The following is a 24431-nucleotide window of genomic DNA, read 5'->3' as shown; positions in this document are numbered from 1 at the left end:
GCGGTATGTGAATAAATATCGCGCTGAAATGGTGTACAGCGCCAAAAAGGAGGAAAAACTTTGAAAAAGCAACTGCTGCAAACAGCGGTCATTACCGCGATTCTTTCCGGCGTGAACGGAATTGTATCCGCCGGGGGGGGACAAGATGCAGACGTCATGCCTGTTTATACTCTGGATGACGTTATCGTCACCGCGCAGCGTGTCGAGACAAAGGAACTGGATACCCCCGCGTCGACGACGGTAATTACGCATGAAGAGATTGCGCAGAGCGGCGCGAAGAGCGCCGCCGATGTGCTGAGTAAGGTCAACGGCTTTACCTACAAGTCTATGGGACAGGGCGGGGCATCCCTCGGCACGATGGTCAACGAGCTCAATATCCGCGGCGTGGACGGCGACGCGCTTGTGCTCGTCAACGGCAATCCGATTGCGTGGCGCGGCAAGTACAATCTCGACGCGATTGCGGCGGACAACATCGAGCGCATCGAGATCGTCAAGGGCAGCGGTTCCGTTCTCTACGGCAGCACGGCGGTCAGCGGCGTCGTAAACATCATCACGAAGAAGGGGGGAGAGAACTCCGTTACCGTCGGCGCGGGCAATTTCGGTCAGAGGGCGTACGGCGTCAGCGTGGGCGACGAGCGGTTTGGACTGAGCTATAATATGAACCGTTGGGGCGAAATCACTCGGCGCAGCACGACGGAAGTATCCGGAAAAGAGGTAAGACCCTCTAGAACCACTCTGACAGGGGCTTATTATACCGATATCGATAAGGTAAAGAAGGAGACGGTCGCCTTCAATTACCGCATCAGCCCCGTATGGGACGTCATGTATAATTATTACAATACCGAGTCCCGCTATAAGCGCTATATGGACGAGATATCCTATACGAGGTACGGCATCCGCTTAGGCGAGCCGTATAATATGCGCAAATATGACACGTCTCAGCATACAATACAGGCACATTTCCATGCGCATAATTGGAACATCGGGCTGTATTTCAATACGACCGATATCAATGCCGACGGCCCAACCTTCATCGGGGCGGACGGAAAGCATACGCCGAGCGGCGCGAAGAGCAGTAAAAACTGGTATCAAAGCCGAGAGCGCAACCGCACCTACGGCGTGGACGCACAGAAGCAGTGGAGAATCGGCGATAAGGCAAATCTAATTGCCGGGCTATCGTTGGAACGCGAAATTTATAAAAGCATACCGTCGCTGTCAGAGCCGAAGGCGTTAGATTATACGCGCAATAACTGGGGGCTGTTCGCACAGTGGACGCAGAAATTTGACGACCGCAATACGGGGGTATTTGGAGCACGCGAGACGTGGACAACAGGCGCGCAGTTTGGGCGAAACTATAATAACTTCAGCATGTCCGGGCAGTTCCTGCATAAGCTGAACCGCGACAGCAGCGTTTATATGAATGTCACGCAGTCCTTTAAGATGCCGGCGTTTTCCCAGATGTTCAACAAGACTGACATGGCAATTCCGAATCCCGGTCTCAAACCGCAGACGGGCGTGAACTATGAGATTGGCTGGAAAATGGACCGCGGCGCCCACAGCCTGCGGGCGGCGCTCTTCCATATCCGTATCAAGGATAATATCACGCCGCGCGTGACGGGGGGTGCCGGCAACCGCACCTATGTGTATATCAACGAGGACTACCGCAACACGGGGATTGAACTCTCGGACAAAATCGCCGGAAAAAATGGGTTCTCTTACCATTGGGGGCTGACTTGGCAAAATCCCGTAAGCCGCCAAAACACGGGAAAAACCTATTGGGATCGGAAATTTGGGAAAATCCAGCTCACGGGCGGCGTCTCCTATGAGCACGGCAAATGGACGTCCGATCTCTCCGCCTCCTATCTCGGCAGCCGTGTGCAGACGCCGTCGGGCAGCCACTCCACACCGGTCAGACCATATCTGCTGACCTCGTGGAACACGACCTACCGCCCCGATGCGCACAGCGAGATTTCCCTTGCGATTGATAACCTGCTCGACCGTGAGGACGTACTCTCGCACTCCAGCGCCTCCTATTGGGCGACACCGGCAAACTATATGCTGAACTATACCTATCGGTTCTGAATAAACGACGCCGCCGCAATTAAGAACAGGGGAGGATGCCCCATAGAGGCTATCCCATCCCCGCGTATGAAAGCAAGGCTGCTCCGCACACGTGACAACACGTCGGCGGGGCAGCCTTTTTCTCTCAACAAAAAAACCCGCGCCGGGGAATTTCCCCGCGCGGGATTTGTCGTATTCGTTTGGTGGAGATGAGGAGAATCGAACTCCTGTCCGAAGATAACGTCACATGGGCTTCTCCGAGCGCAGTCTGTGCTTTTATTTAGGCGACGCATCCCCCGCAGACAAGGTATGCGCTGCCGATCACGATTGTGTTCCCCTGAGAGTTATCGTGCGGTGGCTCCCGGGTATCCCGCGTTTGACCCCTTGCTCCGTCCGTGCGGGAAACAGATGGAAAGGGGCTGGCTTAAGCCGCCAGAGCGTAGTCTTCGTTTGCTTTTATGTTTAATAAAAGTTTTCACCTTACTAACGGGGTGATGACCCCCCGGCTCGCTGTCCACATACCGCCCATCCCCGTCGAGACCATTACATCCCCGATACCGGAAGCATGTGATTTGCTTGCCCTTATATTATCAGATGTTATATCGTCTGTCAAATCCCTTGCAAGTTCGGAAAATTTTTAGTATCATGTAACGTGGATTGAAATGCGACAGAATTCGCAGGAGGCGATCGCTTGCAAAAAGAAAGAACGCTGGCGGCGCGTGCGGTCTATGACGGCATCGGGCTGCACTCGGGACGCCGGGTTCATATGGAACTCGCACCAGCGCCGCCCGGGACGGGCATCCTGTTCGGACGCTCCGATCTGCCGGAGCAGCCGCCCGTCGCCGCCGTTGCGGCGAACGTGACGGCGACGCTGCGTGCAACGACGATTGGCGCGGGGGCGCTGAAATTCTTCACGATCGAGCATCTGATGAGCGCGCTGCATGTGCATGGGGTCGATAACTGCCTTGTGACGCTTGATGCGGAGGAACCGCCCGTTGTAGACGGCAGCGCGCGCGCGTTTTTTAACCTCATCGCAGGCGTGGGGACGGTGGAGCAGGAGGCGGAGCGCAGGACGACGGTCATTGACCGCATCTATCGTGTGGACGACGGTAGTCACTTTGTGATGGCACTGCCGTACGACGGGCTGCGCGTCTCGTTCACCTCGCTCAACGAGCATCCGCTCATCGGCGTGCAGTATTTCGACGTGGAGGTTACGCTTGAGACGTATGCAAAGGAGATTGCGCCGGCGCGTACGATCGCCTATGAAAAGGAGGTCGAGGCGCTCCGTGCGCATGGTCTCGGGCTTGGCGGCTCGCTCGAGACGGTCATTGTCTATAATGACGAGGGGTGGGTGAATCCCCTGAATTTTTCCAATGAACTGGTGCGCCACAAGATTCTCGATGTGATCGGGGACATCCGTCTGGCAGGCATCATCCGGGGGCATATCGTAGCGGTGGCGTCGGGGCACGCGCTCAACACGGCACTGGCGAAGCAGATTGCAGAGAAGGGGAATTAGCATGACTTTGGACATCAATGAGATTCAGCAGATTCTGCCGCATCGTCCGCCGATGCTGCTTGTGGATCGTATCGTCGATCTGGTTCCGTTCAAATCGGCAACGGGCATCAAGTGCGTGACGATGAACGAGCCGTTCTTCCTCGGTCATTTCCCCGGGCACCCGATTATGCCGGGCGTACTGCTCCTTGAGGGGATGGCGCAGGTCGGCGGCGTCACGATGCTCTATCCGGACGAGCACCGCGGCAAGATCGCGCTTTTTGGCGGGATGGAAAATGTGAAGTTCAAACGTCCCGTCGTCCCCGGCGACGTGGTGGTGACGAAGGCGGAGCTTGTGCGCGTGCGCGGCGTGTTCGGCGTGCTGCACGCGGATGCCTATGTCAACGACGAACTCGTGGCGGCGGCAGATTTCAAATTTGCCCTGAAAAACGGGGATGAACTCTGAAAAAAGAGCCATAAATACAGAAAAAAAGGACATAATTCACGCTCAGAAGGGGAAAATCCCGTTTTCGGCGGATTTTCCGATGTGAATATGCGATGCTCACGCAGGATTATAACGGAGAGTGGAATATGTCTGCCCTAGCGGAGACGCCGGGGCTGAAGGAGTTGAAATAGATGACAGGCAGCAGCAAGGTTATCGCCTATATCCATGACACCGCCGTCGTTGCGCCGACGGCGCGCATCGCGCGGAATGTGGAGATCGGCCCCTACGCGGTCATCTCGGATCATGTTGAGATCGGCGAGGGGACAAAGATCGAACCGCACGCCGTGATCAAAGAGTGGACGAAGATCGGCCGGGACTGCCATATTTTTCAAGGAGCCTCCATCGGCGAGGTGCCGCAGGATCTGAAGTTCAAGGGCGAAAAGAGCTATACGTTCATCGGCGACCGCACGACGATTCGTGAGTGCGCGACGGTGCACCGCGCGACGGGCGAGGGAGAGGAGACGCGCATCGGAGACGACTGCCTCCTCATGGCGTATACGCATATTGCGCATAACTGCATCCTCGGCAACCGCATCATCATGAGCAACGCGGCGATGCTCGCGGGACATGCCATCGTCGAGGACGGCGTCGTGATCGGCGGCATGGCGGGCGTGCATCAGTTTGTAAAGATCGGGCGCAACGCGATGATCGGCGGCACGTCAAAACTCGTGCAGGATGTCGTGCCGTTCACGATGGTGGACGGACATCCTGCACGTGCCGTCGGTCTCAACAGCGTCGGCATCTCGCGCGCGGGCATTCCCATCAATGTGCGCCGCCGCATCAAGCAGGCGTACAAGATCCTCTACCGCTCGGGGCTGAACCTCACGCAGGCGATCGCCGTCATCGAGCAGGAGGTGGATTCCTGCGAGGAGATCGACCATCTCCTGCGCTTCCTCCGCAACGCGGAGCGCGGCATCTGCCGGGAACGTCACGAGGATGAGTAAGGGGAGAGATTCATGGAAAAAATAGGTCTGCTCGCAGGCGTCGGACATCTGCCTGCCGCGTGTGCACGTGCGGCGCGTGCGCTCGGCTATGAGGTGCATGCGGTTGCGCTTCTGCCGGATACGGATCCGGAGCTGAAGGATGCGGCAAATGTCTATCGCGAGATCAGCATCGGTCAGATCGCTTCCATCCTTGCGTATTTGCAGCAGGAGGAGATCAAAAAGGTCACGATGATCGGCAAGGTGACGAAGGAACTCCTCTTCACCGGGGCGATCGTACCCGACGAAATGCTGCGCGGGATGCTGATGCAGCTGCCGAATCAGAACGACGATACCATCATGATGATGTTCGTCGGCGCCTTGATGAAGATCGGCGTGACGCCGCTCGATCAGACGGCGCTCATTCGTCCGCTCATGCCGGCGGAGGGGACACTCACGAGCCGCGCACCGAGCGAGGCGGAGCGCCGCGATATGGAGTTCGGTCTCCAAATGGCACGTGAGATCGGGCGTCTCGACGTCGGGCAGACTGCCGTTGTGAAGGATAGGGCGGTTATGGCGCTCGAGGCAATCGAGGGGACGGACGCCTGCATCCGCCGCGGCGGGCAGCTTGCGGGCAGCGGCGCCGTCGTCGCGAAGGCGGCAAAGCCGCAGCAGGACAGCCGATTCGATGTGCCCGCGGTCGGGCTGGATACCATCGAATCCCTTGTTGCCGTCAAGGCGTCGGCGCTCGCGATCGAGGCGGGCAAAACGCTCTTCATCGACAAGGAACGCGCCGTTGCACTTGCGGAGGCGAACGGCATCACGATCGCGGCGCTCTAAGAGAAGGAGGTCTTGCCGGTGAAGATCATGCTGTCGGCGGGCGAGACTTCGGGCGACCTGCACGGGGCGGCGCTCGCGCGGGAACTGCGGGCGATCGATCCGGAGGTTTCGCTCATCGGATTCGGCGGGGCGCGGATGGCGGAGGCAGGCGTTGTGCTCCGCCAAAACTATACGGACTACAACGTCATGGGCATCTCGGCGGTGCTGATGAATCTGCGCCGCATTCTTGCCCTCCTCGACGACCTCACGCGGCTTATGGAGGAGGAGCGTCCGGATGTGCTCGTCATCATCGACTATCCGGACTTTAACTGGCGGCTCGCAAAGCGGGCAAAAGAGCGGGGCATCCCCGTCTTTTCTTATATTCCCCCTTCTGCATGGGCGTGGCGCAAGGGGCGCGCGAAGGACTGCGCAAAGATCGCGGACGAGCTCGTGGCGATCTTCCCGCATGAGCTCGCGCCGTATGAGGCGGCGGGGGCGAACATCTCGTTCGTCGGCAACCCTCTCGTGGATACGGTACGGGCGGAGCTGCCGCCCGAAGAGGCACGCCGGCATTTCGGCATCGCGGACGGCGAGGTTCCCATCCTGCTCATGCCGGGTAGCCGCCGTGAGGAGATCGAACGGCTCCTCCCCGCGATGCTCGGCGCGGCGAAGATTCTCTCAGCGGCGGATCCTGCGCGGCGTTTTTTTCTGCCTGTTGCGGGGGGCGTCGACGAGGAGCGGCTTGCCGCGCACCTTGCGGCGGCGTCCGTACCCGTGATGCTTGCCCGTGACGCGCGCTATGCGCTCATGGGCATTGCACGCGCGGCGATGGCTACGTCGGGGACGGTCGTGATGGAGGCGGCGATTATGGGGCTGCCTGCGGTCGTGCTCTATCGGCTCTCGATGCTGTCCTACATTGTCGGGCGTCTGCTCGTCGATGTGGAGCGGTTTTCCCTGCCAAACATCCTCCTTGGAGAGACCTTTGAGACCGAACTCCTGCAGGGCGACGTCGAGCCGCGGCGCATCGCGGCGGAGATGGAGCGTATCATCCGGGACGGAGAGGATCGCTCCTATGTGACCGAGCGCCTTGCGCGCGCTGTCGCGTGTCTTGGAGAAAAACATGCTGCGCACCGCGTCGCGGAGAAGATCATCGCTCTGGCGCGGCGCGCATAAATTTTTATTTTCACCGGGAGAGCTATGAAGAATTACAAGAGACTGCTTGCCTACATGCAGCCGTATGCAAAGAAATTTGCACTCGCCGTCTTGTGCATTATCCTTGCCTCGTCGGCGAATCTATATGTCCCGTGGATCATCAAGGACATGATCGACGATGTCCTCGCGGATAAGAATATGGCGCTGCTCAACGCGATCTGCGTGGGCATCGTTGTGATTTTCTTCCTGCGCGGGATTTTTTACTTCGGGCAGTCTTATCTTGTCTCCTACATCGGGCAGAAGGTCATCATCGATGTGCGCGAGGTCATGTTCCGCAAGTTCCAGCGGATGCCGCTTGCGTACTACGATCGCCACCAGACGGGCGAGATCATGAGCTATGTCACGAATGATGTTGCCGCGATACAGGCGGCGCTTGTGGACAATCTCATCGATATGGTGACGGAGGGGTGTATCCTTGTCGGATCGCTCGTTCTCATGTTCTATCTCGATTGGAAGCTCTCTCTCTTAACGCTTGTTGTTATTCCGATGGTCGGGCAGGCGATGAAGATCTTCGGGCGGAAGATTAAGAAGTCAAGCGGCGTTATTCAGGCACGGCTCGCGGAAATCACGGCGCTCCTGCAGGAGAGCTTTGCCGCAACGCGCGTGGTCAAGTCTTTCGTGCGCGAGGATTATGAAATCGACCGCTTCGTGAACTGCAACAACCGCAATTTTGACGCCGTAATGAAGAATGTTCAGCAGACGAGTATGCTGACGCCGACGGTAGAGTTTCTCGCGGCGATCGCCGTGACGTTCATCGTGTGGTTCGGCGGCTATGAGGTTGTCAACGGCGACATTACGGCGGGGGCGTTCGTCGCCTTCCTCACCTATGCCGTGAACCTTGCAAATCCGGTGAAGCGGCTCTCGCGCATCTACGGCAATCTCCAAAAGGCAATGGCTGCGGTGGATCGCGTCTTTTCCGTTGTGGATCTTAAAGAGTCGATCACGGATCAACCGGGGGCGCAGCCCCTGCCGCCCGTGGAGGGGCATGTCCGCTTCGAGAACGTTACGTTTTCTTACAAGGAGGGGCACGCGGCGCTCAGCGGCGTGACGCTCGATGCCGCCCCGGGAGAAATGGTCGCCTTTGTCGGTCCTTCGGGCGCGGGCAAATCGACGATCGCAAACCTCATTCCCCGGTTTTACGAGGTGGACAGCGGCACGATCCGCATTGACGGGCATGACATCCGCGATGTAACGCTCGCGTCTCTGCGCGGGCAGATTGGGCTTGTACCGCAGGAGACGATGCTCTTTTCGACGACGATTCGCGAGAACATCCGCTACGGACGCCTCGATGCGACGGACGCGGAGATTGAGGAGGCGGCGCGCGCGGCGAACGCGCACAATTTCATTATGGAGCTGGAGCACGGCTACGATACCGAGATCGGCGAACGCGGCGTGAGCATTTCGGGCGGTCAGCGCCAGCGCATCGCGATCGCGCGCGCGATTCTCAAAGACCCGCGCATCCTCATCCTCGATGAGGCGACGTCTGCGCTCGACACGGAGAGCGAGAAGATCGTGCAGGCGGCGCTTGACCGTCTCATGGTCGGGCGGACGAGCTTTGTCATCGCACACCGCCTTTCCACCATATTCAACGCCGACCGCATCTATGTCATCGACGCGGGGCATATCGTGGAGCAGGGGACGCATGAGGAGCTGCTTGCAAAGGGCGGGCTCTATCGGCATCTCTATGACATTCAGTTTCAAGGGGGCGACGTATGAGATTCCTCTACAATCTAGCGGCGATCCTCATTGTCACCATCATCATACCGATTTTCGTGCTGCGTGCGACACGCGAGCGCGGTTTTATCGAGCGCATCAAGCAGAGCTTTGGATTCTACCCGCAGGAGACCATCGAAAAGGTCGCGGGGAAAAACGCGATTTGGGTGCATGCCGCATCCGTCGGTGAGATCGTTGCGACAAGCCCGCTCGTCCGCGAGTTCCGCAAGGTCTTCCCGGACAGTCCCATCCTCGTCTCGGTCGTCACGACGGGCGGTTACGAGATGGCGCACCGCATCATCAAGGATGCGGACGCCATCATCTACTTCCCGCTCGACCTGCCCTTCCTCGCCTCACGCGTCGTGGGGCGCATCCGGCCGCGCGTGTTCCTGCCCGTTGAGACGGAGCTCTGGCCGAATTTCCTCAAAAAAGCAAAGCAGCTCGACGTCCCCGTCATGATGGTCAACGGACGCATCAGCGACCGCAGCGTCAAGCAGTACAAATATCTCTTCGGGATGCTGCGCGAGATGATCGGCACGGTGAAATGCTTCGCGATGCAGTCCTCCATCGACGCCGACTATATCATGCGTCTCGGTGCGCCGCGCGAGCTCGTCACGGTGACGGGCAACACGAAATTTGATCAGGCGTATACGAGCGTCAGCGCGGATGAGCGTGCCGCGCTCATCGAGGAGCTCGGACTCTCGGGCGCAAGCCGGATCATGATCGCAGGCTCCACGCACCGCGGTGAAGAAGAACTCGTGCTCGCGGCGTTCAAGGCGGTGCGCGAGAAAGACCCGGGCGTGCGTCTCATCATCGCGCCGCGCGAGGTGCTGCGTACCATGGAGGTGGAGCACCTTTGCCGCAAGGCAGGGTTTACAGTCACAACGCGCAAGGAACTGCAAAAGGGCAGCGCCGCGCGCGGCGAGGACATCGTTATCCTCGATACGGTGGGCGAGCTCGGGCGCGTTTACGGGCTCGGCGATGTCATCTACATCGGCGGCAGCCTCGTACCGCACGGAGGGCATAACATCCTCGAACCGGCGGCACACGGCAAGGCGATCATCGTCGGCAATCAGATGTTCAATTTCAAGGACATTCACGCACTATTCCGCAACCGTAATGCCGTCGTCACCGTAACGAACGGTGAAGAGCTGACGCGCGAAACGCTGCGTCTCTTTGGCGACGCTGCGGAGCGTGCGCGGCTCGAGGCGGAGACCCTTGCCATCATCAACGAGAACAAAGGCGCGTCGGAGAAATCTGCACGCATTCTTGTCGAGATGCTTGAAACCTATGAATCGCGCCGCTCCATTCGTGCGCAGGAGCGGATTGTCGGGCATCGCGTCCGCGCGACGCAAAAGGTCGCGAACTTTCAGACGTACTTCATCGATCTCGTGCATGATAAAGAGGTGCGCGGTATTTCGCGCAGGCTCATCATGGGCGTGTTCTATGTGTTCTCGCTCATCTACGAGCAGCTGGTCAACCTCAAACTCACCATGTACCGGTGGGGGTGGGCAAAGAAGGAGCGGCTCGACTGCTACGTCATCAGTCTCGGCAATGTCACCGTCGGCGGCACGGGCAAGACGCCGACCGCACAGCACCTCGCACGTGAGATCTCCGATATGGGCTACCGCGTCGCGATTCTCAACCGCGGCTACCGTGCCAAGTGGCGCGGCGAGGTCGGCATCGTTTCCGACGGGCGTACGCTGAAGATGGATGCCGAGACGGCGGGCGACGAGGCGTTCATGCTCGCAAAGCATCTGCCGAACGTCCCTGTGCTCATCGGCGCGCAGCGTGCTGTGACAGGGCGCTACGCAATCGAGCATTTCGGTGCGGAGGTTGCCATCCTCGACGACGGCTATCAGCACTGGCAGCTCGAGCGCGATATGGACATCCTGCTCGTCGATGCAGTCAACGTCTTTGGCAACGGTTACCTGCTGCCGCGCGGGACGCTGCGCGAACCGCTCTCGCATATCGACCGTGCGGACGTCTGTCTCATGACAAAGGTGGATCAGGCGGCGCCGGGCGCCATCGCGCATATTTGGGAGACGTTCCGCAGCTACAATCAGGACGGACTCGTTCTTGAGAGTATCCATCAGCCGCGCCAGTTTGTGCGGCTCTCGGACTGGTATGAAGATATCGCGGCAGGCGGCGTGCCCGTGACCGAGATGGAGGGCAAGAAAGTGCTTGCCGTCTCTGCGATCGGAAACCCCGCCTCCTTTGAACAGACGCTTGCCGATCTTGGCATCGAGATGGTCGAGAGTATGCGCTATCCGGATCATCACGACTACGGTGAGCGCGACATGGCGGAGGTGCTCTACCGTGCCGAGACACTCGGCGTCGAGGCAATCGTCATCACGGAAAAAGACGCGGTGAAGGTGCCGGGGGACGTCGTTCGCGCGAAGTGGCGCATTCCCATGTATGTCATCTCCGTTGAGGTTACACTCCAAAAAGGGCGCGAAGAATTTTTTTACGAACTCAAACGGCAGCTTGCGGAAAAACTGCGTGGCGGCAACATGCCGTCGTAAATCCGTATTCTTATGAAATCAGGTGAAGCATTGTGAAGGTTCTCTGCATCATCCCCGCGCGCTACGCGTCGACGCGTCTCCCGGGAAAGCCCCTGCGTGATATTGCAGGCAAACCGATGATCGTCCGCGTTTATGAGAGGGCTCTGCAAGCGCGTCTCGTGCAGGATGTTGTCGTTGCAACCGACGACGAGCGTATCCGCACGGTGGTGGAGGCGCACGGGGGGCATGCCGTTATGACGCGCGCCGACCATGCGACGGGGACGGATCGGCTCGCCGAGGCGGCGGCACGGATGACGGACTACGACCTCATCATCAACGTGCAGGGGGACGAGCCGCTGATCGAGCCGTCTGTGATCGATGCACTTGTCGAGCCGTTCCTTGCGGACGACCGGCTCGCGATGGCAACGGCAAAGACCGCAATCACGGACGAAGAAGAGCAGGAGAACCCGAACAACGTCAAGGTAATTACGGACAAAAGCGGCAACGCGCTCTATTTCTCACGTGCCCGTATCCCGTATGCGCGCGTTCCGGGGGCAAAGGTCTATAAGCACATCGGTATCTATGCCTACCGCCGAGACTTCCTGCTCGCCTATGCGCGGATGGCACAGACGCCGCTCGAGCTGTCCGAGTCCCTCGAACAGCTCCGCGCTCTCGAGAACGGATACCGCATCCGCGTCGTCGAAACGGACGCCGTATTCATCGGCGTCGACACCGAGGAAGACCTCGCCGCGGTCAACGAAGCGTATCGGAGACACGCTGCCGATTGACCGCGGCGCGAGAGTTCTTTATAATAGAACTACATACCGTGCTACTGCTTGTAGATTGAAAGGAGCCATGAAGATGAACAAAGTGAAGCTGGCGAATTTTGAGATCGGCGGCGGTGAGCCGCTTGTTCTGCTCGCAGGGCCGTGTGTCCTCGAGGGGCTGGATCGTTCGCTCATGATCGGCCGCGGCATCAAGGAGATCACTGACCGCCTCGGCATCCCCTATGTGTTCAAGGCGTCCTTTGACAAGGCGAACCGCTCCGCATTCCACAGTTTCCGCGGCCCGGGGCTGAAGGAGGGCCTGAAACTCCTCAAGACCATCAAAAAGGAGCTCGGCGTCCCCGTCGTTACCGACATTCACGAGACGCATCAGGCACGGCCTGCAGCGGAGGTTGTCGACATCCTCCAGATCCCGGCGTTCCTCTCGCGTCAGACGGATCTCCTCCATGCGGCGGCGCAGACGAATGCGATCGTCAATGTGAAAAAAGGGCAGTTCCTCTCGCCGAACGATATGCGCAACGTCGTCGATAAAATCCATGAGAGCGGCAGTGAGAAGATCCTGCTCACCGAGCGTGGGGCGAGCTTTGGCTACAACAATCTCGTCGTCGATATGCGTTCTTTCCCCATTATGCGCAGCTTCGGCTATTCCGTCATCTTTGACGGAACGCACAGCGTACAGCTGCCGGGCGGCGCGGGGACGAGCTCGTCGGGGCAGCGCGAGTTCGTGGAGTACCTCGTGCGCGCTGCGGTCGGCGCGGGTGTCGACGGGCTTTTCCTTGAGGTGCATGACAACCCGCCCGAAGCCCTTTCGGACGGGGCGAACATGGTCTACCTCGACAAGCTCGAGGATCTGCTGAAGGACGCGCTTGCCATTTATCAAATTGTGCGTAAAAAGTTAGTCTGAGCGGGGGATTCTATGTCGTTACATACGAGCATGATACAGGAAAAAGCCGTCGAGACGCTTGAGCTTGAGGCACAGGCGGTCGCGCGCCTCAAAGAGCGCATTGACGACGAGTTCGAGGCGGCGGTGCGCGCCATCCTTGACTGCAAGGCGCGCGTCGTCGTGACGGGCATGGGCAAATCAGGTCATGTCGGGCGCAAGATCGCGGCGACGCTCGCGAGCACGGGGACGCCCGCGTTCTTCATGCACCCAGCCGAGGCGTTTCACGGCGATCTCGGCATGGTGACGACGGACGACATCGTGATTGCCATCTCCAACAGCGGCGAGTCGAACGAGGTCGTCAACATCCTCTCCATCATCCACCGTATCGGCGCACGCATCATCGCCATGTGCGGACGGCGGCAGTCCCAGCTCGGGCGCAGCGCGGATTTTTACATTGACATCGGTGTGGAACGCGAGGCTTGTCCCCTCGGACTCGCGCCGACGAGCTCGACGACCGCGACGCTCGCGATGGGCGATGCCATCGCGATGGCGCTCATGGCGGCGCGCGACTTTAAGAAGGAAGACTATGCGCTCTTTCATCCGGGCGGCGCGCTCGGGCGCAGGCTTCTCCTCACCGTGTCGAACGTCATGCATACGGGCGACGAGAACCCGGTTGTCTCCTATCATACGAGCGTGAAGGACGCCCTCTTTGTCATGACGGACAAGGGACTCGGTGCGGCGTCCGTCGTCGATGCCGACGGCAAATTCATCGGACTCGTCACGGACGGCATCATCCGCCGCGCCCTTGCGAAGGACTACACCTTCCTCGACGAAGAGGTGCAGAACATTATGTTCGCCACGCCGCTCACGATTGCACCGGACAAGATGGCGGCGGCTGCTCTGCATGTGATGGAGGCGCATAAGCCGCGCCCCGTCACCGTCCTGCCCGTCGTTGATGCGGCGGGCGTACCCGTCGGTATCGTCCATTTGACGGATCTCCTCAGGCAGGGGGTCGTCTGATGCCGATACGAGAAGATGCCGTTGGGCGGGCGAAAAAAATCAAGCTCGTCATTCTCGATGTGGACGGCGTGCTCACGGACGGGAGCATCTACGTCGCCCCGGATGGGAGCGAACTCTATAAGTCGTTTTTCGTGCGTGACGGGCTGATCATCTCGCTTGCACGGAAGGTGGGCATCAATACTGCCGTCATCACGGGACGTGCCTCCTCCATCGTTGCGAACCGTGCACAGGAGCTGCATATCGACCGCGTTTATCAAGGAAGTCTCGATAAACGCACCGCCTATGCGGACATCAAGGAGCGGACGGGGCTGTTGGATGAGGAGATCGCCTATATCGGCGACGATATTGTCGATCTGCCGATCCTGCGCCGCGTCGGGTTGCCGTGCACCGTGGGCGACGCTGTCCCCGAGGTGCGCGATGCCGCACAAATCATTGCCGCCGCTCCGGGCGGACGCGGTGCGGTGCGCGAAATCTACGAGATCATCCTGAAGTCTCAGGGGCTTTGGAATGATGTGTTGACAGTTTTTTTACAGAACGAGGATGAAATTGCACAGTGAGACATCTGTCCCGGCGGTGTATGATAACATCATGCGCAGAAGCATCAAGATAGGCGTGCCCTTGATCGGCTGATGTGCGCTTTAGATCATGGTAAGAAGGAGGTGCGGTGCGCCGTGCTGTATAATACTTTAATGCTGCTCAGCTATATCGCGTGCCGTACGCCGCGCCCCCTCCTGCTCGCGGTCGGGTGGGTACTCGGCAATCTCTACTACCTCATCATCGCAAAGATGCGTCGCCGCGCCGTTGCGCAGATGATGCCCGCGCTCGGCATCGACGAAGCGGAGGCAAAGCGGCTCGTGCGCGCTTCGTTCATCAATATGGCGCGCAACGTTCTCGACATCCTTGCCATGCCGATGCTCAATGAGAAAAACCTCGGCGACTATATTGAGATTGACCATATGGAACGTATGGAGGAGGCTCTTGCAGAAGGACGCGGCGTCGTCGTACTCACGGGGCATATCGGATGCTGGGAATGGCTCTCGGCAGCGTTCACGCTCAATGGAATGCCTGTCAGCGCGATTGCAAAACCGCAGCCGAACATCCAGTACACGCGCGTGCTTGACGACTTGCGCGCGACCATTCACGTTGAGATCTTCTCGCGCGGCACGAGCGAACTGCTTGCGGCGGCGCGTGCCCTCAAGGGCGGGCGCATCCTCGGCTTCCTCGCCGATCAGGACGGCGGTCCCGGCGGCGCATTCATTGAGTTCCTTGGGCGCACGGCGTCCACACCGCTCGGTCCCGCGGTATTCTCACGCAAGTTCAAATCACCTGTGCTGCCTGCCTTTATCCTCCGCCAGCCAAACGGCAAGCATCGGGTTGTCATCGGTGAGATCATGCGCTGCCCGAACACGGGGGACAGCGACCGTGACCTGTATGAATTTACAGTGGAGATGACCGCTGTCGTCGAGCGCATCATCCGTGAGAATCCGACCCAGTGGATTTGGTTCCAGCACCGATGGAACACCGCGCCGGAACAGCAGCGCACGGGCAAGCATCACATGTCGGTCGCACAGGAGGAGGGGACGTAACGGTGCAGAAGAAATATCTCTACGGCGGTGCTGCGGCATTCCTGATCCTCCTTATCGTGTGGGCAATATCGACCGCACCGCAGCCGCCAACCTCATCAGAGGTCTCCGATGCGCCGCGCATCATGTCCTACGAGAATAATACGCTCAGCGAGGAACGCGACGGGCGTACAGTATGGACGCTCACCGCGCAGCAGATGACTGTTGACATTGATACACAGGATACGAGTATGCAGGGGATAGAGGGCGCCTTCTACAGCGAGGACGGGCGGACACTCACACTGCACGCGGATGAGGGGCACATGGATCACGAGACACGGGATGTTGTGCTCACGGGCAGTGTGAACGCTGCAACGAGCGACGGTGCGAGCCTCATGGCAAATGAACTCAAATGGACCTCAACAGAAGGGACTCTTACCGCGACGGGTGATGCACAGGTAGAGCGCGATGATCTGCGCGCGACAGGCGACCGCATCATGAGCATGGATGAATTCCGGCAGTTTCGTATCGAAGGAAACGCGCGGATAGAAAAGGGGGCGTCGAAATGACGAAGAAGAAACTCTATCACGGCATTTTGCTGCTGTTGGCGGCGGGCGCATTCTCCGCGATGGCATCTGCGGCGGGCTCGAACGAGCCGACATCGCTCACGGCGGATTCCCTCAGTTATAACACGCAGACGGGACTTGTCACGGCGGAAAACAACGTGCGTATGGAGCAGGGGACGGGGCATATCGAGGGGCAGCGTGCCACCTATAATATCAAAACGCAGGAGGGGACGGTCGAGGGCGGCGTCCATGCCGTGCGCGACGATATGCAGCTCTCCTGCGACCGTCTCTTTGCCGCAGGGCAGGAGCACTGGCAGGCGATCGGCAGCGTACGGATGGTCAAGGCGGATCGTACCTTTACAGGCCCGCAGGCCGATTATTACCCCGGTCAAAACGATCGCATTCTTGCGGCGTCGGGCGGAACGATTACAAGCGCGGACGGCACCTTTTCCGCAGACCACATTGAGGGATGGCTCAAAGAAGAGCATTATATCGGCACGGGGAACGCGCATCTTGTGAGCCCCCCGCGCGATATGGAGGGGGGCGGCGACCGTATGGATTACTACGGCAAGGCGGAAAAGCCCTACGTCGTCCTTGATGGCAGCGCGTGGGTCATGCAGGCGAACAATATCGCGCGCAGCAATCATATGACCGTCTATCTCGCGGACGACGGCACGCCGGTGACGGAGTAGGGAGGGCGGCATCTTGCATCTCGAATCCCGAAACCTCGTCAAGAAATTCGGCAGCCGCACGGTCGTCGACCGCATCTCCGTTCGCGTGGACAAAGGGGAGATCGTCGGGCTCCTGGGACCCAACGGCGCGGGCAAGACGACGACGTTCTATATGATCGTGGGGCTTGAGCAGCCCACGCACGGCGACGTCTATCTCTCAGACATCTGCATCACGGATTATCCCATGTACCGGCGCGCCGCGCTCGGCATCAGCTACCTCACGCAGGAGCCGTCCATCTTTCGCAAGCTCACCGTCACGGAGAACATCGCCGCGATCCTTGAGACGACGAAGCTCTCCAAGGCGGAGCAGAAGCATCGCCTCGACGGACTGCTTGAGGAGTTCCACATCGGACATGTGCGCGACCGGCGCGGCACGGAACTCTCGGGCGGCGAGCGTCGGCGCGTCGAGATCGCGCGCTGTCTCGCGCTCGAGCCGCAGTTCATCCTGCTCGACGAGCCGTTCGCGGGCGTCGATCCGCTCGCCGTCGCCGACATCCAGGAGATCATCGAGTATCTGCGCCAGCGCGGCATGGGAATTCTTATTACCGACCACAACGTCCGCGAGACGCTGCACATCGTCGATCGCGTCTACCTCCTCAGCGAGGGCAAACTCCTCCTAGAGGGGGACAGCCAAACCATCGCCGACAGCCCTGTCGCACGGAAATTCTACCTGGGCGAGAACTTCTCCCTTTGAACGCATCCGTACGAGGTGAGGGGCTTTCATGGATTTACAACTATTTGCTATAGATTATACAAAATACGGTGATAAGGGACTTCGTTCCTCCATTCGCCATAATTTAGAGCAAATCGAAAAGCACAGGAATAAAATAGCCCATCCGGAAGATTATGTGACAGATTATCACCTGAGGAGCGAACAGTATCGGTCAGGGATTGTTCGTCATTGGGAAATGGAAATCGCTAATTTCCGGCGGCAAATTGCAAACGCACAAGAAGAGATGAAAAGGAGGGGACTCAAATGAGACTGCGTGATGATGTGACGCGTGATATGCTCGCGGATATGATGACGGAGATTATGGAGGATGTAAAATTTTATAAAGATGACGCCGCGAAGATGCTCGCGTCTGATCCCCATAACGAATTTCAAGCATGTATGCATACGGCATACCGCACGATAGAGGAGCTGATGCAGTCGCGACTGGCAACGCTGGAAGAAACGTCCGCCGCGCCGCGCATACCCCCCGCCCGATATAAGCGTTTGGCATAGCCATGGGCGAGAACTTCTCCCTTTGAACGCGAGCGCTCCTTGGAGAGACTTCTTCGAGGAGCTTTTGTTATGGGCGGAGGAACTCGCAAAATATGTATCTTGATTCGCATCTTCATTTGTTATAAAATAAACACCGATTGAAAAATGCAGAGCGCCGTCCGTGCGCTCGGAAAGTGGGTTAAACAATGGCGGAATCCGCATGGTCCGTACTTCCTCCGGTCATTACGATCGCGCTCGCACTGTGGACGAAGGAAGTTTATATGTCGCTCATCATCGGAATTTTCTCCGGAGCGATGCTCTTTACGAACTTTAACGTCCTCGAGGCAGTGCTCGTTATGTTCTCAGTGATGGAGGAAAAGGTCGGCGCGAACGTGAACATCCTTGTATTCCTCGCGATCCTCGGCATCCTCGTCGCGGCGATCACGCGCTCGGGCGCGACACGTGCGTATGGCGAGTGGGCGGCGCGCACGATCAAGGGCGAGCGCAGCGCACTGATGCTGACAGCATTGCTCGGCGTCGTCATCTTCATCGACGACTATTTCAACTGTCTCACCGTCGGTACGGTCATGCGTCCCGTAACGGATAAACTCAAGATCGCGCGTACAAAGCTCGCGTACATCATCGATGCCACGGCGGCGCCCGTCTGCATCATCGCGCCCGTCTCGAGTTGGGCGGCGGCAGTCGGCTCCTCGCTTCCGGAGAACAGCGGCATCGACGGATTCTCCCTCTTTTTGCAGACGATACCGTTCAACCTTTACGCACTCCTCACGCTCGCGTTCATGGTATTCATCATCTGGACGGGACGCGACTACGGCGCGATGGGACGCTCCGTGCGCGAGAACCAAAAGGAGTTCTTCATCCCCGCCGAGTACCGTGAAAGTGCGGGCGCGCGCGACGAGGAAGCGGGCAAGGGCAAGATGATCGACCTCCTCCTGCCGCTCGCCGTCCTCATCGGCGCGTGTATCTACGGGATGCTCTACACGGGCGGTATCCACGAGGGCAAGAGCGTCGCGCAGGCGTTCGCCGACTGCAACTCGTCGAAATCGCTCGTCTTCGGATCATTCCTCGCCTTTGCCTTTACGGGACTTCTCTATCTGCCGCGCCGCGTGCTGCCCTTCACGGAGTTCTGCAAGAGCTTCAGCAAAGGATTTAAGGCGATGGTGCCCGCGATCTTTATCCTCTGCCTTGCGTGGACGCTCTCGGGCGTGTGCAGTGATAAATATCTGAACCTCGGCGGATTCGTCGGCGGACTCGTGAGTGCGCACGCCTCCATCATCATGTTCCTGCCGCCCATCTTCTTCCTTGTCGCGCTCGGACTCTCGTTCGCAACGGGGACGTCGTGGGGGACGTTCGGCATCCTCATCCCCATTGCGATCGCCGTGCTCGGCGACATCGAGAGCTCCGCCATGCTCGTCGTCTGCGTTGCCGCAGTGCTCTCGGGCGCGGTCGGCGGCGATCACGCCTCGCCCATATCGGACACGACCATCCTCGCGTCCGCGGGCGCGCAGTGCCATCACCTCGACCATGTGAGCACGCAGATCCCATATGTGCTCACCGTCTCGCTCTGCTCACTCATCGGCTATGTCGTAGACGGTATGACGCAGAACGGATGGCTCGGTGTCGCCGCGGGATCCGCCGCACTCGGCGTTGTCATGCTGGTGATTTTGCGCCGAGTGCCGCCGCAGGGGGAGCGCGCGGAACTGTCCGCATAATCAATACATCAGCTCGGACTGCCGTACTGCGTTTTACGCGTGTGCGGCGGTTCTTTTTTGTACCCACAGAAGCAGCAACAGTACGAATGCCGCTTTCATCAAGAGCTTGCGCAAAGATAAGATGCTTTATCCCTGCAGATGATGAATATGCTGTCCTGCAAAGCGCTGCATGTTTCATCCAATAGGGTTCTATCCGATGGATTTTCTTTTCGTCGGCTTATGTTATGATATTAAGAGAAATATCTAGAAAAAGGGGGAACGCTGATGATCATCCACACAGGGATGCGCACGGACATCCCCGCATTCTATACGCCATGGCTCTGCAATCGTCTGCGTGCGGGATCGGTCTGTGTGCGCAATCCCTTTGATCGGGCGCAGGTTACACGCTATCGCCTTGACCCTGCCGTCGTCGACCTGATCGGATTCTGTACGAAAAATCCTGCGCCGATGATCCCGCATATGGAACTGCTCCGGGACTTTGGGCAGCTCTGGCATGTGACGATCACGCCCTATGGGCGTGACGTGGAGCCGCATGTGCCGCCGTGGCGGGAGGTTGCGGCATCATTTCGCCGCCTCTCTGCGATTGTCGGAACGCATCGGATTGCTTGGCGTTACGATCCTGTCTTTCTCCACGGTCAATATACATTGGACTTTCACCGCCGCGCGTTCCGGGAGATGGCAGAAACGCTTGCAGGGACAACGGAAAGTGTCGTTATCAGCTTTATCACACGCTATGAAAAGACCCTGCGGAATTTCCCGGGCATACGTGCCGTTCTGCCGGAGGAGCGCATGGAGCTGGGGGCGTATATCGTCGAGACGGCACGCATCTATGGTATGACAGTCTATCCGTGCGGCGGGGGGAGGGAACTTGCCGCGCTTGGTGCGGACTGCGGCGGATGCATGGCGCCGCGCATCTATGAACGGGCACTCGGCGCGCGTCTCCAGTTTCCGCAGTATGTGCGGCAGCGAACGGAATGCGACTGTTATCTTGGCGCGGACATCGGCGCTTATGACAGCTGTCCGCACCTCTGCCGCTATTGTTACGCGACAAGTCACGCCGGGCGGATGCAACGGAATATCCATACGCATGACCCCGCATCCCCATTTCTCCTCGGCGATGCGGAGCCGGACGATCGGGTACACGACGCCCGGCAGGAGAGCTGGCTGGAGCGGCAGGAAGTCCTATTTTGACAACTTCGATAAAAAATGCTTGCACTCTATGAAAAAACTCTGTATAATACAGAGCGTTGAAATCCTTTCCTCTTGACCTGTTAGTCGTTCGGCGAACGAGTGAAAGACTGCTTATTTGTTCAGTCCTTCTGTCGTACCGCATCTCAATGAACGCTCTCTAGTTCGGCGGATGGAGCGTCAAAATAATATCTATTCAAAGGGAGATTGTGGAAGAATGGCTTTTGAAGACAAAACCCTCGTATGCAAAGAGTGCGGAAATAATTTCGTATTCACGTCAGGGGAGCAGGAGTTCTATGCGGAGAAGGGGTTCGAGAACGAGCCGGCACGCTGCCGCGACTGTCGCGACAAGCGCCGCCGCAGCCGTGATGAGAGTCACAGCGGCGAGCGTCAGATGTTCCATGTCGTCTGTGCGGAGTGCGGGAAGGATACGGAAGTACCTTTCGAGCCGAAGACGGATCGTCCGGTGTACTGCCGTGACTGCTTTACTGCGAAGCGTCCTGCACGTTTCTAAGCGTTTATAAGGGGACTCAGCGTTTCCTTTGGGGAGAGGGATTGCTGCAAGCGTTTTGCAGCGTCCCTCTTTCGTTTTTATCCACATGAGGAGGTTTCCCAATGAAACTGAAAAAATTAGCAATGATCTTTACCGGTACTCTTCTGAGCCTTGCTATGGTCGGCTGCGGCGGCAGCTCGGGCGATCAGGCGAAGCAGGAGGCCAAGGTACTTCGCGTCGGTGCGACCATCGACTTCGCTCCGTTCGAGTTCCAGGATGAGGGACAGAAGGAATATCAGGGCTTTGACATGGATCTCATCCGTGCCATTGCAAAGGAGATGGGACGCGAGGCGGAGATACAGAATATCGGCTTTGACGGACTCATTCCCGCTCTTCAGGCAAAGAATATCGACGTCATCATCAGCGGCATGACGATCAATGATGAGCGTAAGGAAAAGGTCAATTTCTCCGCGCCGTATTACCAGTCCGGCCTCACGATGGTTGTGCGTTCGGACGAAGAGGCGATCAAGTCGTTCAATGACCTCAAGGGACACAAGGTCGCCGCGCAGATCGGCACGACGAGCGCCAACATGCTCAAGGAGCAGGAGGGGATTACCGTCCTCGAGCTGAATACACCGGCGGACTGCTTCATGGAACTCAAGGCACGCGGTGTGGATGCCGTCGTAAACGACCGTCCGGTCAACGATTACTACATCAATCAGACGCAGGCGGTCGGAGTGAAGTCGCTTTCCGATATGCTTTCGGCAGAGGAGTACGGCATTGCGATTTCGAAGGACAATACCGAGCTGCAGAAGGAAATCGATGCGGCACTCAAAAAGCTGCACGATAACGGTGAGTACGACAAGATTTATCAGAAATGGTTCGGCACGGGTAAATAATCATCCAACCGACGATATAACGGGGCTGTGCACGGTATGGTGCGGCAGTCCCGTTTTTATGTGCAGTGTCGGTGCAAATGCAGTTATTGTCTTGTAAAGATATACTAGGAATGATATACTTTAATGCAGAAGAATCACTAGAAAGTACTGCCGACAGGCGGGCGAAAGGAGTTTCTCGATGCTGAATATGGACAAGAAACTCGCCAAGCGCGAGGAAGAGGGCAAAATCATCCGTGCGGGTATTGTCGGCGCGGGGCAGATGGGGCGCGGGATGGTTACGCAGATGGCGCTCATGAAGGGGATTATGCCCGCGATTGTCTCGGATATTAAGTTTGAAAATGTCATCAACGCGTTCCATTATGCGGGCATCAGCGACGATGAGATCGCGGTCGCAAAGACGCTCGAAGAGGCGAACCGCTATATGGAGCAGGGGAAATACGTCGCGACTGAGAACTCGGATTTCATCTCGCAGGCGAACCTCGTGGAGGTCGCGATCGACGTGACGGGCGTGCCGGAAGTCGGCGTGAAGATCGCGATCGACGCGATGAACAATCATAAGCACGTCGTGATGATGGATGTGGAGACGGACGTTGTGATCGGCAGCTACCTCAAGAAGCTCGGCGATAAGAACGGTGTCATTTACACAGGCTCTGCGGGCGACGAGCCGGGCGCCGTGATGGAGCTCTATTCCTTCGCGCGCGCGATGGGCATGGACGTCAAGGTCATGGGCAAGGGCAAGAACAATAAGCTGGACTACGACTGCAACCCTGACACGGTGCTCGAGGAGGCGACGCGCCGCAAGATGAGTCCGCGGATGCTCACGTCATTCAAGGATGGCACAAAGACGATGGTCGAGATGACGGCAATGTCGAACGCGACGGGATTGGTGCCCGATGTGGTCGGCGGTCACGGTCCCTCGGCATCGCCGAAGGATCGCTGTGCGGATCTCAATGAAATCTTTAAGCTCAAGAAGGACGGCGGCATCCTGAACCGCCACGGGGTTGTGGAATATGTCAACGGCATCGCGCCGGGTGTATTCGTGACGGTGACGACCTCGAACGAGGAGATCGCATATCAGATGGGCTATCACAGCATGGGACCGGGTCCGCTTTGGACGCTCTATCGCCCCTATCATCTCTGCAATCTCGAAACGCCGCTGACGGTCGCAAAGATCGTGATCGACGGCGAGCCGACGATCATCCCCCTCGATGGACCTGTCAGCGAGTGCATTGCCGTTGCAAAGCGTGATCTGAAGGCGGGCGAAACGATTGACGGCATCGGCGGCTACACCACCTACGGCTCCATTGCGACGGCGGAGGAGACCTACGCGAAGGGGTACGTCGTCTATGCGCTCGTGAATAAGAACACGCGCATGAAGTGCGACGTCAAGAAGGGTACCCTCCTCACCCTCGACATGGTTGAGCTCGACACCTCCACCCAGCTCTATCAGGTACGCAAAGAGCAGGATAAGATGTACAACAACGGCTACGCACTGAAGTAACTCACTCAGATATAACGAAAAATCCCCGCGGCACTGCCGCGGGGCGTTTTCCTATTGGCATCATTATCTAATTTTTTCAATCAGCGCATCATGCAGTGTCTTGGAGAAGTTAATTCCCTCGGCACGGGCGCGGTCATTCAGCCATGCGGGGATGGTCAGTGTTTTCTCGACGGAGCGGCTGCCTTTACAAGGTTGATATTCGTGCGGATGAGTGTAGGATAGGCGAGTTCTTCTCTGGGGGTGGACTGACTGCATAGGATGTGCAGCGGGAGGTCGTCTCCACGCGAAAGTGATTCTATGGGAGCACAGGCAAGTGCCTCTGCTGCATTTGTCAGAAATTCGTCCATCGTGTTGGCGGAGGCCTGGCGGCCGGGTAGTTCGGGGAACTCTGCCCAAAGTCCGTTCGAATCTTTGTGAATGATGGCGGGATATATGTATTGCATGGAAGCTTCCATGCATTTTAGTATTCGCATAGGTTGTCACATATGAGATAATTATTTCACATATGTGACAATAAAAATCAAAAACAATGAAAAAAGCTGTGAAACACCAAATTTACAGCTTTTTTTCTTGTCTTATTTTTGTATTCAGGTTATATTCAATTTGTCAGGACGACAATAGCGCTATATGGTCACATATG

Annotated in this window: 24 protein-coding genes and 1 other RNA gene; 23 read left to right on the top strand and 2 right to left on the bottom strand. The window is 58.0% G+C overall.

Annotated features, from left to right (window positions below; genetic code table 11):
- The first annotated feature begins 60 nt into the window (after nucleotides 1-60).
- Entirely contained in the window at nucleotides 61-2082 is a 2022-nt protein-coding gene (locus HMPREF1147_RS01015; RefSeq protein WP_009657416.1) for a TonB-dependent siderophore receptor, read from the top strand.
- A gap of 180 nt (nucleotides 2083-2262) precedes the next feature.
- Here the strand turns inward: HMPREF1147_RS01015 and ssrA are convergent.
- Nucleotides 2263-2614, bottom strand: a transfer-messenger RNA (tmRNA) gene (gene ssrA / locus HMPREF1147_RS11505).
- Nucleotides 2615-2752: 138 nt separating this feature from the next.
- Here ssrA and lpxC point away from each other — a divergent pair.
- The 22 genes from lpxC (at nucleotide 2753) to HMPREF1147_RS00905 (ending at nucleotide 23791) form a co-directional block, all read left to right on the top strand.
- On the top strand, nucleotides 2753-3577 hold the full coding sequence (gene lpxC, locus HMPREF1147_RS01010) for a UDP-3-O-acyl-N-acetylglucosamine deacetylase (protein WP_009657318.1): 825 nt from the start codon (nucleotides 2753-2755) through the stop codon (nucleotides 3575-3577).
- Between the two features lies 1 nt (nucleotide 3578).
- Nucleotides 3579-4019 (top strand): 3-hydroxyacyl-ACP dehydratase FabZ, encoded by a 441-nt coding sequence (gene fabZ, locus HMPREF1147_RS01005; RefSeq protein WP_009438242.1) that lies wholly within the window; start codon nucleotides 3579-3581, stop codon nucleotides 4017-4019.
- A gap of 170 nt (nucleotides 4020-4189) precedes the next feature.
- The gene (gene lpxA / locus HMPREF1147_RS01000) at nucleotides 4190-5002 is read left to right on the top strand and encodes an acyl-ACP--UDP-N-acetylglucosamine O-acyltransferase (RefSeq protein ID WP_009349740.1); all 813 of its coding nucleotides are present in this window, start codon (nucleotides 4190-4192) and stop codon (nucleotides 5000-5002) included.
- A gap of 12 nt (nucleotides 5003-5014) precedes the next feature.
- Nucleotides 5015-5818 carry an LpxI family protein gene (locus tag HMPREF1147_RS00995; RefSeq protein WP_009657279.1) on the top strand — a complete coding sequence of 268 codons (804 nt, stop codon included), beginning with the start codon at nucleotides 5015-5017 and terminating at the stop codon, nucleotides 5816-5818.
- An 18-nt stretch (nucleotides 5819-5836) separates the two neighbouring features.
- A complete protein-coding gene (gene lpxB / locus HMPREF1147_RS00990) occupies nucleotides 5837-6970 on the top strand; it encodes a lipid-A-disaccharide synthase (RefSeq protein ID WP_009657365.1) in 1134 nt (377 codons plus the stop codon).
- A gap of 24 nt (nucleotides 6971-6994) precedes the next feature.
- Nucleotides 6995-8725: a lipid A export permease/ATP-binding protein MsbA gene (gene msbA / locus HMPREF1147_RS00985; RefSeq protein ID WP_009657386.1), complete on the top strand. Its 1731-nt coding sequence runs from the start codon at nucleotides 6995-6997 to the stop codon at nucleotides 8723-8725.
- A complete protein-coding gene (gene lpxK / locus HMPREF1147_RS00980) occupies nucleotides 8722-11247 on the top strand; it encodes a tetraacyldisaccharide 4'-kinase (RefSeq protein WP_009657300.1) in 2526 nt (841 codons plus the stop codon). Before msbA ends, lpxK begins: the two co-directional genes overlap by 4 nt.
- A gap of 32 nt (nucleotides 11248-11279) precedes the next feature.
- On the top strand, nucleotides 11280-12014 hold the full coding sequence (gene kdsB, locus HMPREF1147_RS00975) for a 3-deoxy-manno-octulosonate cytidylyltransferase (protein WP_009657376.1): 735 nt from the start codon (nucleotides 11280-11282) through the stop codon (nucleotides 12012-12014).
- A gap of 73 nt (nucleotides 12015-12087) precedes the next feature.
- Nucleotides 12088-12915, top strand: a complete 828-nt coding sequence (gene kdsA / locus HMPREF1147_RS00970) for a 3-deoxy-8-phosphooctulonate synthase (RefSeq protein WP_009657274.1) — start codon at nucleotides 12088-12090, stop codon at nucleotides 12913-12915.
- A 12-nt stretch (nucleotides 12916-12927) separates the two neighbouring features.
- Nucleotides 12928-13914, top strand: a complete 987-nt coding sequence (locus tag HMPREF1147_RS00965) for an SIS domain-containing protein (RefSeq protein WP_009657260.1) — start codon at nucleotides 12928-12930, stop codon at nucleotides 13912-13914.
- The gene (locus HMPREF1147_RS00960) at nucleotides 13914-14471 is read left to right on the top strand and encodes an HAD family hydrolase (protein WP_009657351.1); all 558 of its coding nucleotides are present in this window, start codon (nucleotides 13914-13916) and stop codon (nucleotides 14469-14471) included. Before HMPREF1147_RS00965 ends, HMPREF1147_RS00960 begins: the two co-directional genes overlap by 1 nt.
- 114 nt (nucleotides 14472-14585) lie before the next feature.
- Nucleotides 14586-15500 (top strand): lysophospholipid acyltransferase family protein, encoded by a 915-nt coding sequence (locus HMPREF1147_RS00955; RefSeq protein WP_009438270.1) that lies wholly within the window; start codon nucleotides 14586-14588, stop codon nucleotides 15498-15500.
- 2 nt (nucleotides 15501-15502) lie between these two features.
- Nucleotides 15503-16045 carry an LPS export ABC transporter periplasmic protein LptC gene (gene lptC, locus HMPREF1147_RS00950; RefSeq protein ID WP_009657392.1) on the top strand — a complete coding sequence of 181 codons (543 nt, stop codon included), beginning with the start codon at nucleotides 15503-15505 and terminating at the stop codon, nucleotides 16043-16045.
- Entirely contained in the window at nucleotides 16042-16734 is a 693-nt protein-coding gene (locus HMPREF1147_RS00945; protein WP_009657285.1) for an LptA/OstA family protein, read from the top strand. The genes lptC and HMPREF1147_RS00945 overlap by 4 nt, the downstream gene beginning before the upstream one ends.
- A 13-nt stretch (nucleotides 16735-16747) precedes the next feature.
- A complete protein-coding gene (lptB, locus tag HMPREF1147_RS00940) occupies nucleotides 16748-17467 on the top strand; it encodes an LPS export ABC transporter ATP-binding protein (protein WP_009349752.1) in 720 nt (239 codons plus the stop codon).
- Between the two features lie 28 nt (nucleotides 17468-17495).
- A complete protein-coding gene (locus HMPREF1147_RS00935; protein WP_009438241.1) occupies nucleotides 17496-17753 on the top strand; it encodes a hypothetical protein in 258 nt (85 codons plus the stop codon).
- Nucleotides 17750-17998, top strand: coding sequence for a hypothetical protein (locus HMPREF1147_RS00930; RefSeq protein WP_009657429.1), 249 nt, complete (start codon nucleotides 17750-17752; stop codon nucleotides 17996-17998). The genes HMPREF1147_RS00935 and HMPREF1147_RS00930 overlap by 4 nt, the downstream gene beginning before the upstream one ends.
- Nucleotides 17999-18183: 185 nt before the next feature.
- Nucleotides 18184-19710 carry a Na+/H+ antiporter NhaC family protein gene (locus tag HMPREF1147_RS00925; RefSeq protein WP_009657277.1) on the top strand — a complete coding sequence of 509 codons (1527 nt, stop codon included), beginning with the start codon at nucleotides 18184-18186 and terminating at the stop codon, nucleotides 19708-19710.
- Between the two features lie 264 nt (nucleotides 19711-19974).
- A complete protein-coding gene (locus tag HMPREF1147_RS00920; RefSeq protein WP_009657369.1) occupies nucleotides 19975-20901 on the top strand; it encodes a DUF1848 domain-containing protein in 927 nt (308 codons plus the stop codon).
- A 214-nt stretch (nucleotides 20902-21115) separates the two neighbouring features.
- Nucleotides 21116-21412, top strand: a complete 297-nt coding sequence (locus tag HMPREF1147_RS00915; protein WP_009657408.1) for a zinc-ribbon domain containing protein — start codon at nucleotides 21116-21118, stop codon at nucleotides 21410-21412.
- 101 nt (nucleotides 21413-21513) lie between these two features.
- Nucleotides 21514-22290, top strand: a complete 777-nt coding sequence (locus HMPREF1147_RS00910; protein ID WP_009349759.1) for a basic amino acid ABC transporter substrate-binding protein — start codon at nucleotides 21514-21516, stop codon at nucleotides 22288-22290.
- Between the two features lie 178 nt (nucleotides 22291-22468).
- Complete coding sequence (locus tag HMPREF1147_RS00905; protein ID WP_009657246.1) at nucleotides 22469-23791, top strand: NAD(P)H-dependent oxidoreductase; 1323 nt, start codon at nucleotides 22469-22471, stop codon at nucleotides 23789-23791.
- Nucleotides 23792-23946: 155 nt separating this feature from the next.
- On the opposite strand, the gene HMPREF1147_RS00900 is transcribed toward HMPREF1147_RS00905, so the two are convergent.
- Nucleotides 23947-24234 (bottom strand): type II toxin-antitoxin system HicB family antitoxin, encoded by a 288-nt coding sequence (locus HMPREF1147_RS00900; RefSeq protein WP_338100435.1) that lies wholly within the window; start codon nucleotides 24232-24234, stop codon nucleotides 23947-23949.
- Nucleotides 24235-24431: the final 197 nt, after the last annotated feature.

The sequence above is a fragment of the Selenomonas sp. FOBRC9 genome, assembly GCF_000287655.1.
In the GTDB taxonomy this organism is placed as follows: domain Bacteria; phylum Bacillota; class Negativicutes; order Selenomonadales; family Selenomonadaceae; genus Centipeda; species Centipeda artemidis.
The sequence above is the reverse complement of the archived record's forward strand: the minus strand, read 5'-3'. Positions and strand labels throughout refer to the sequence as shown.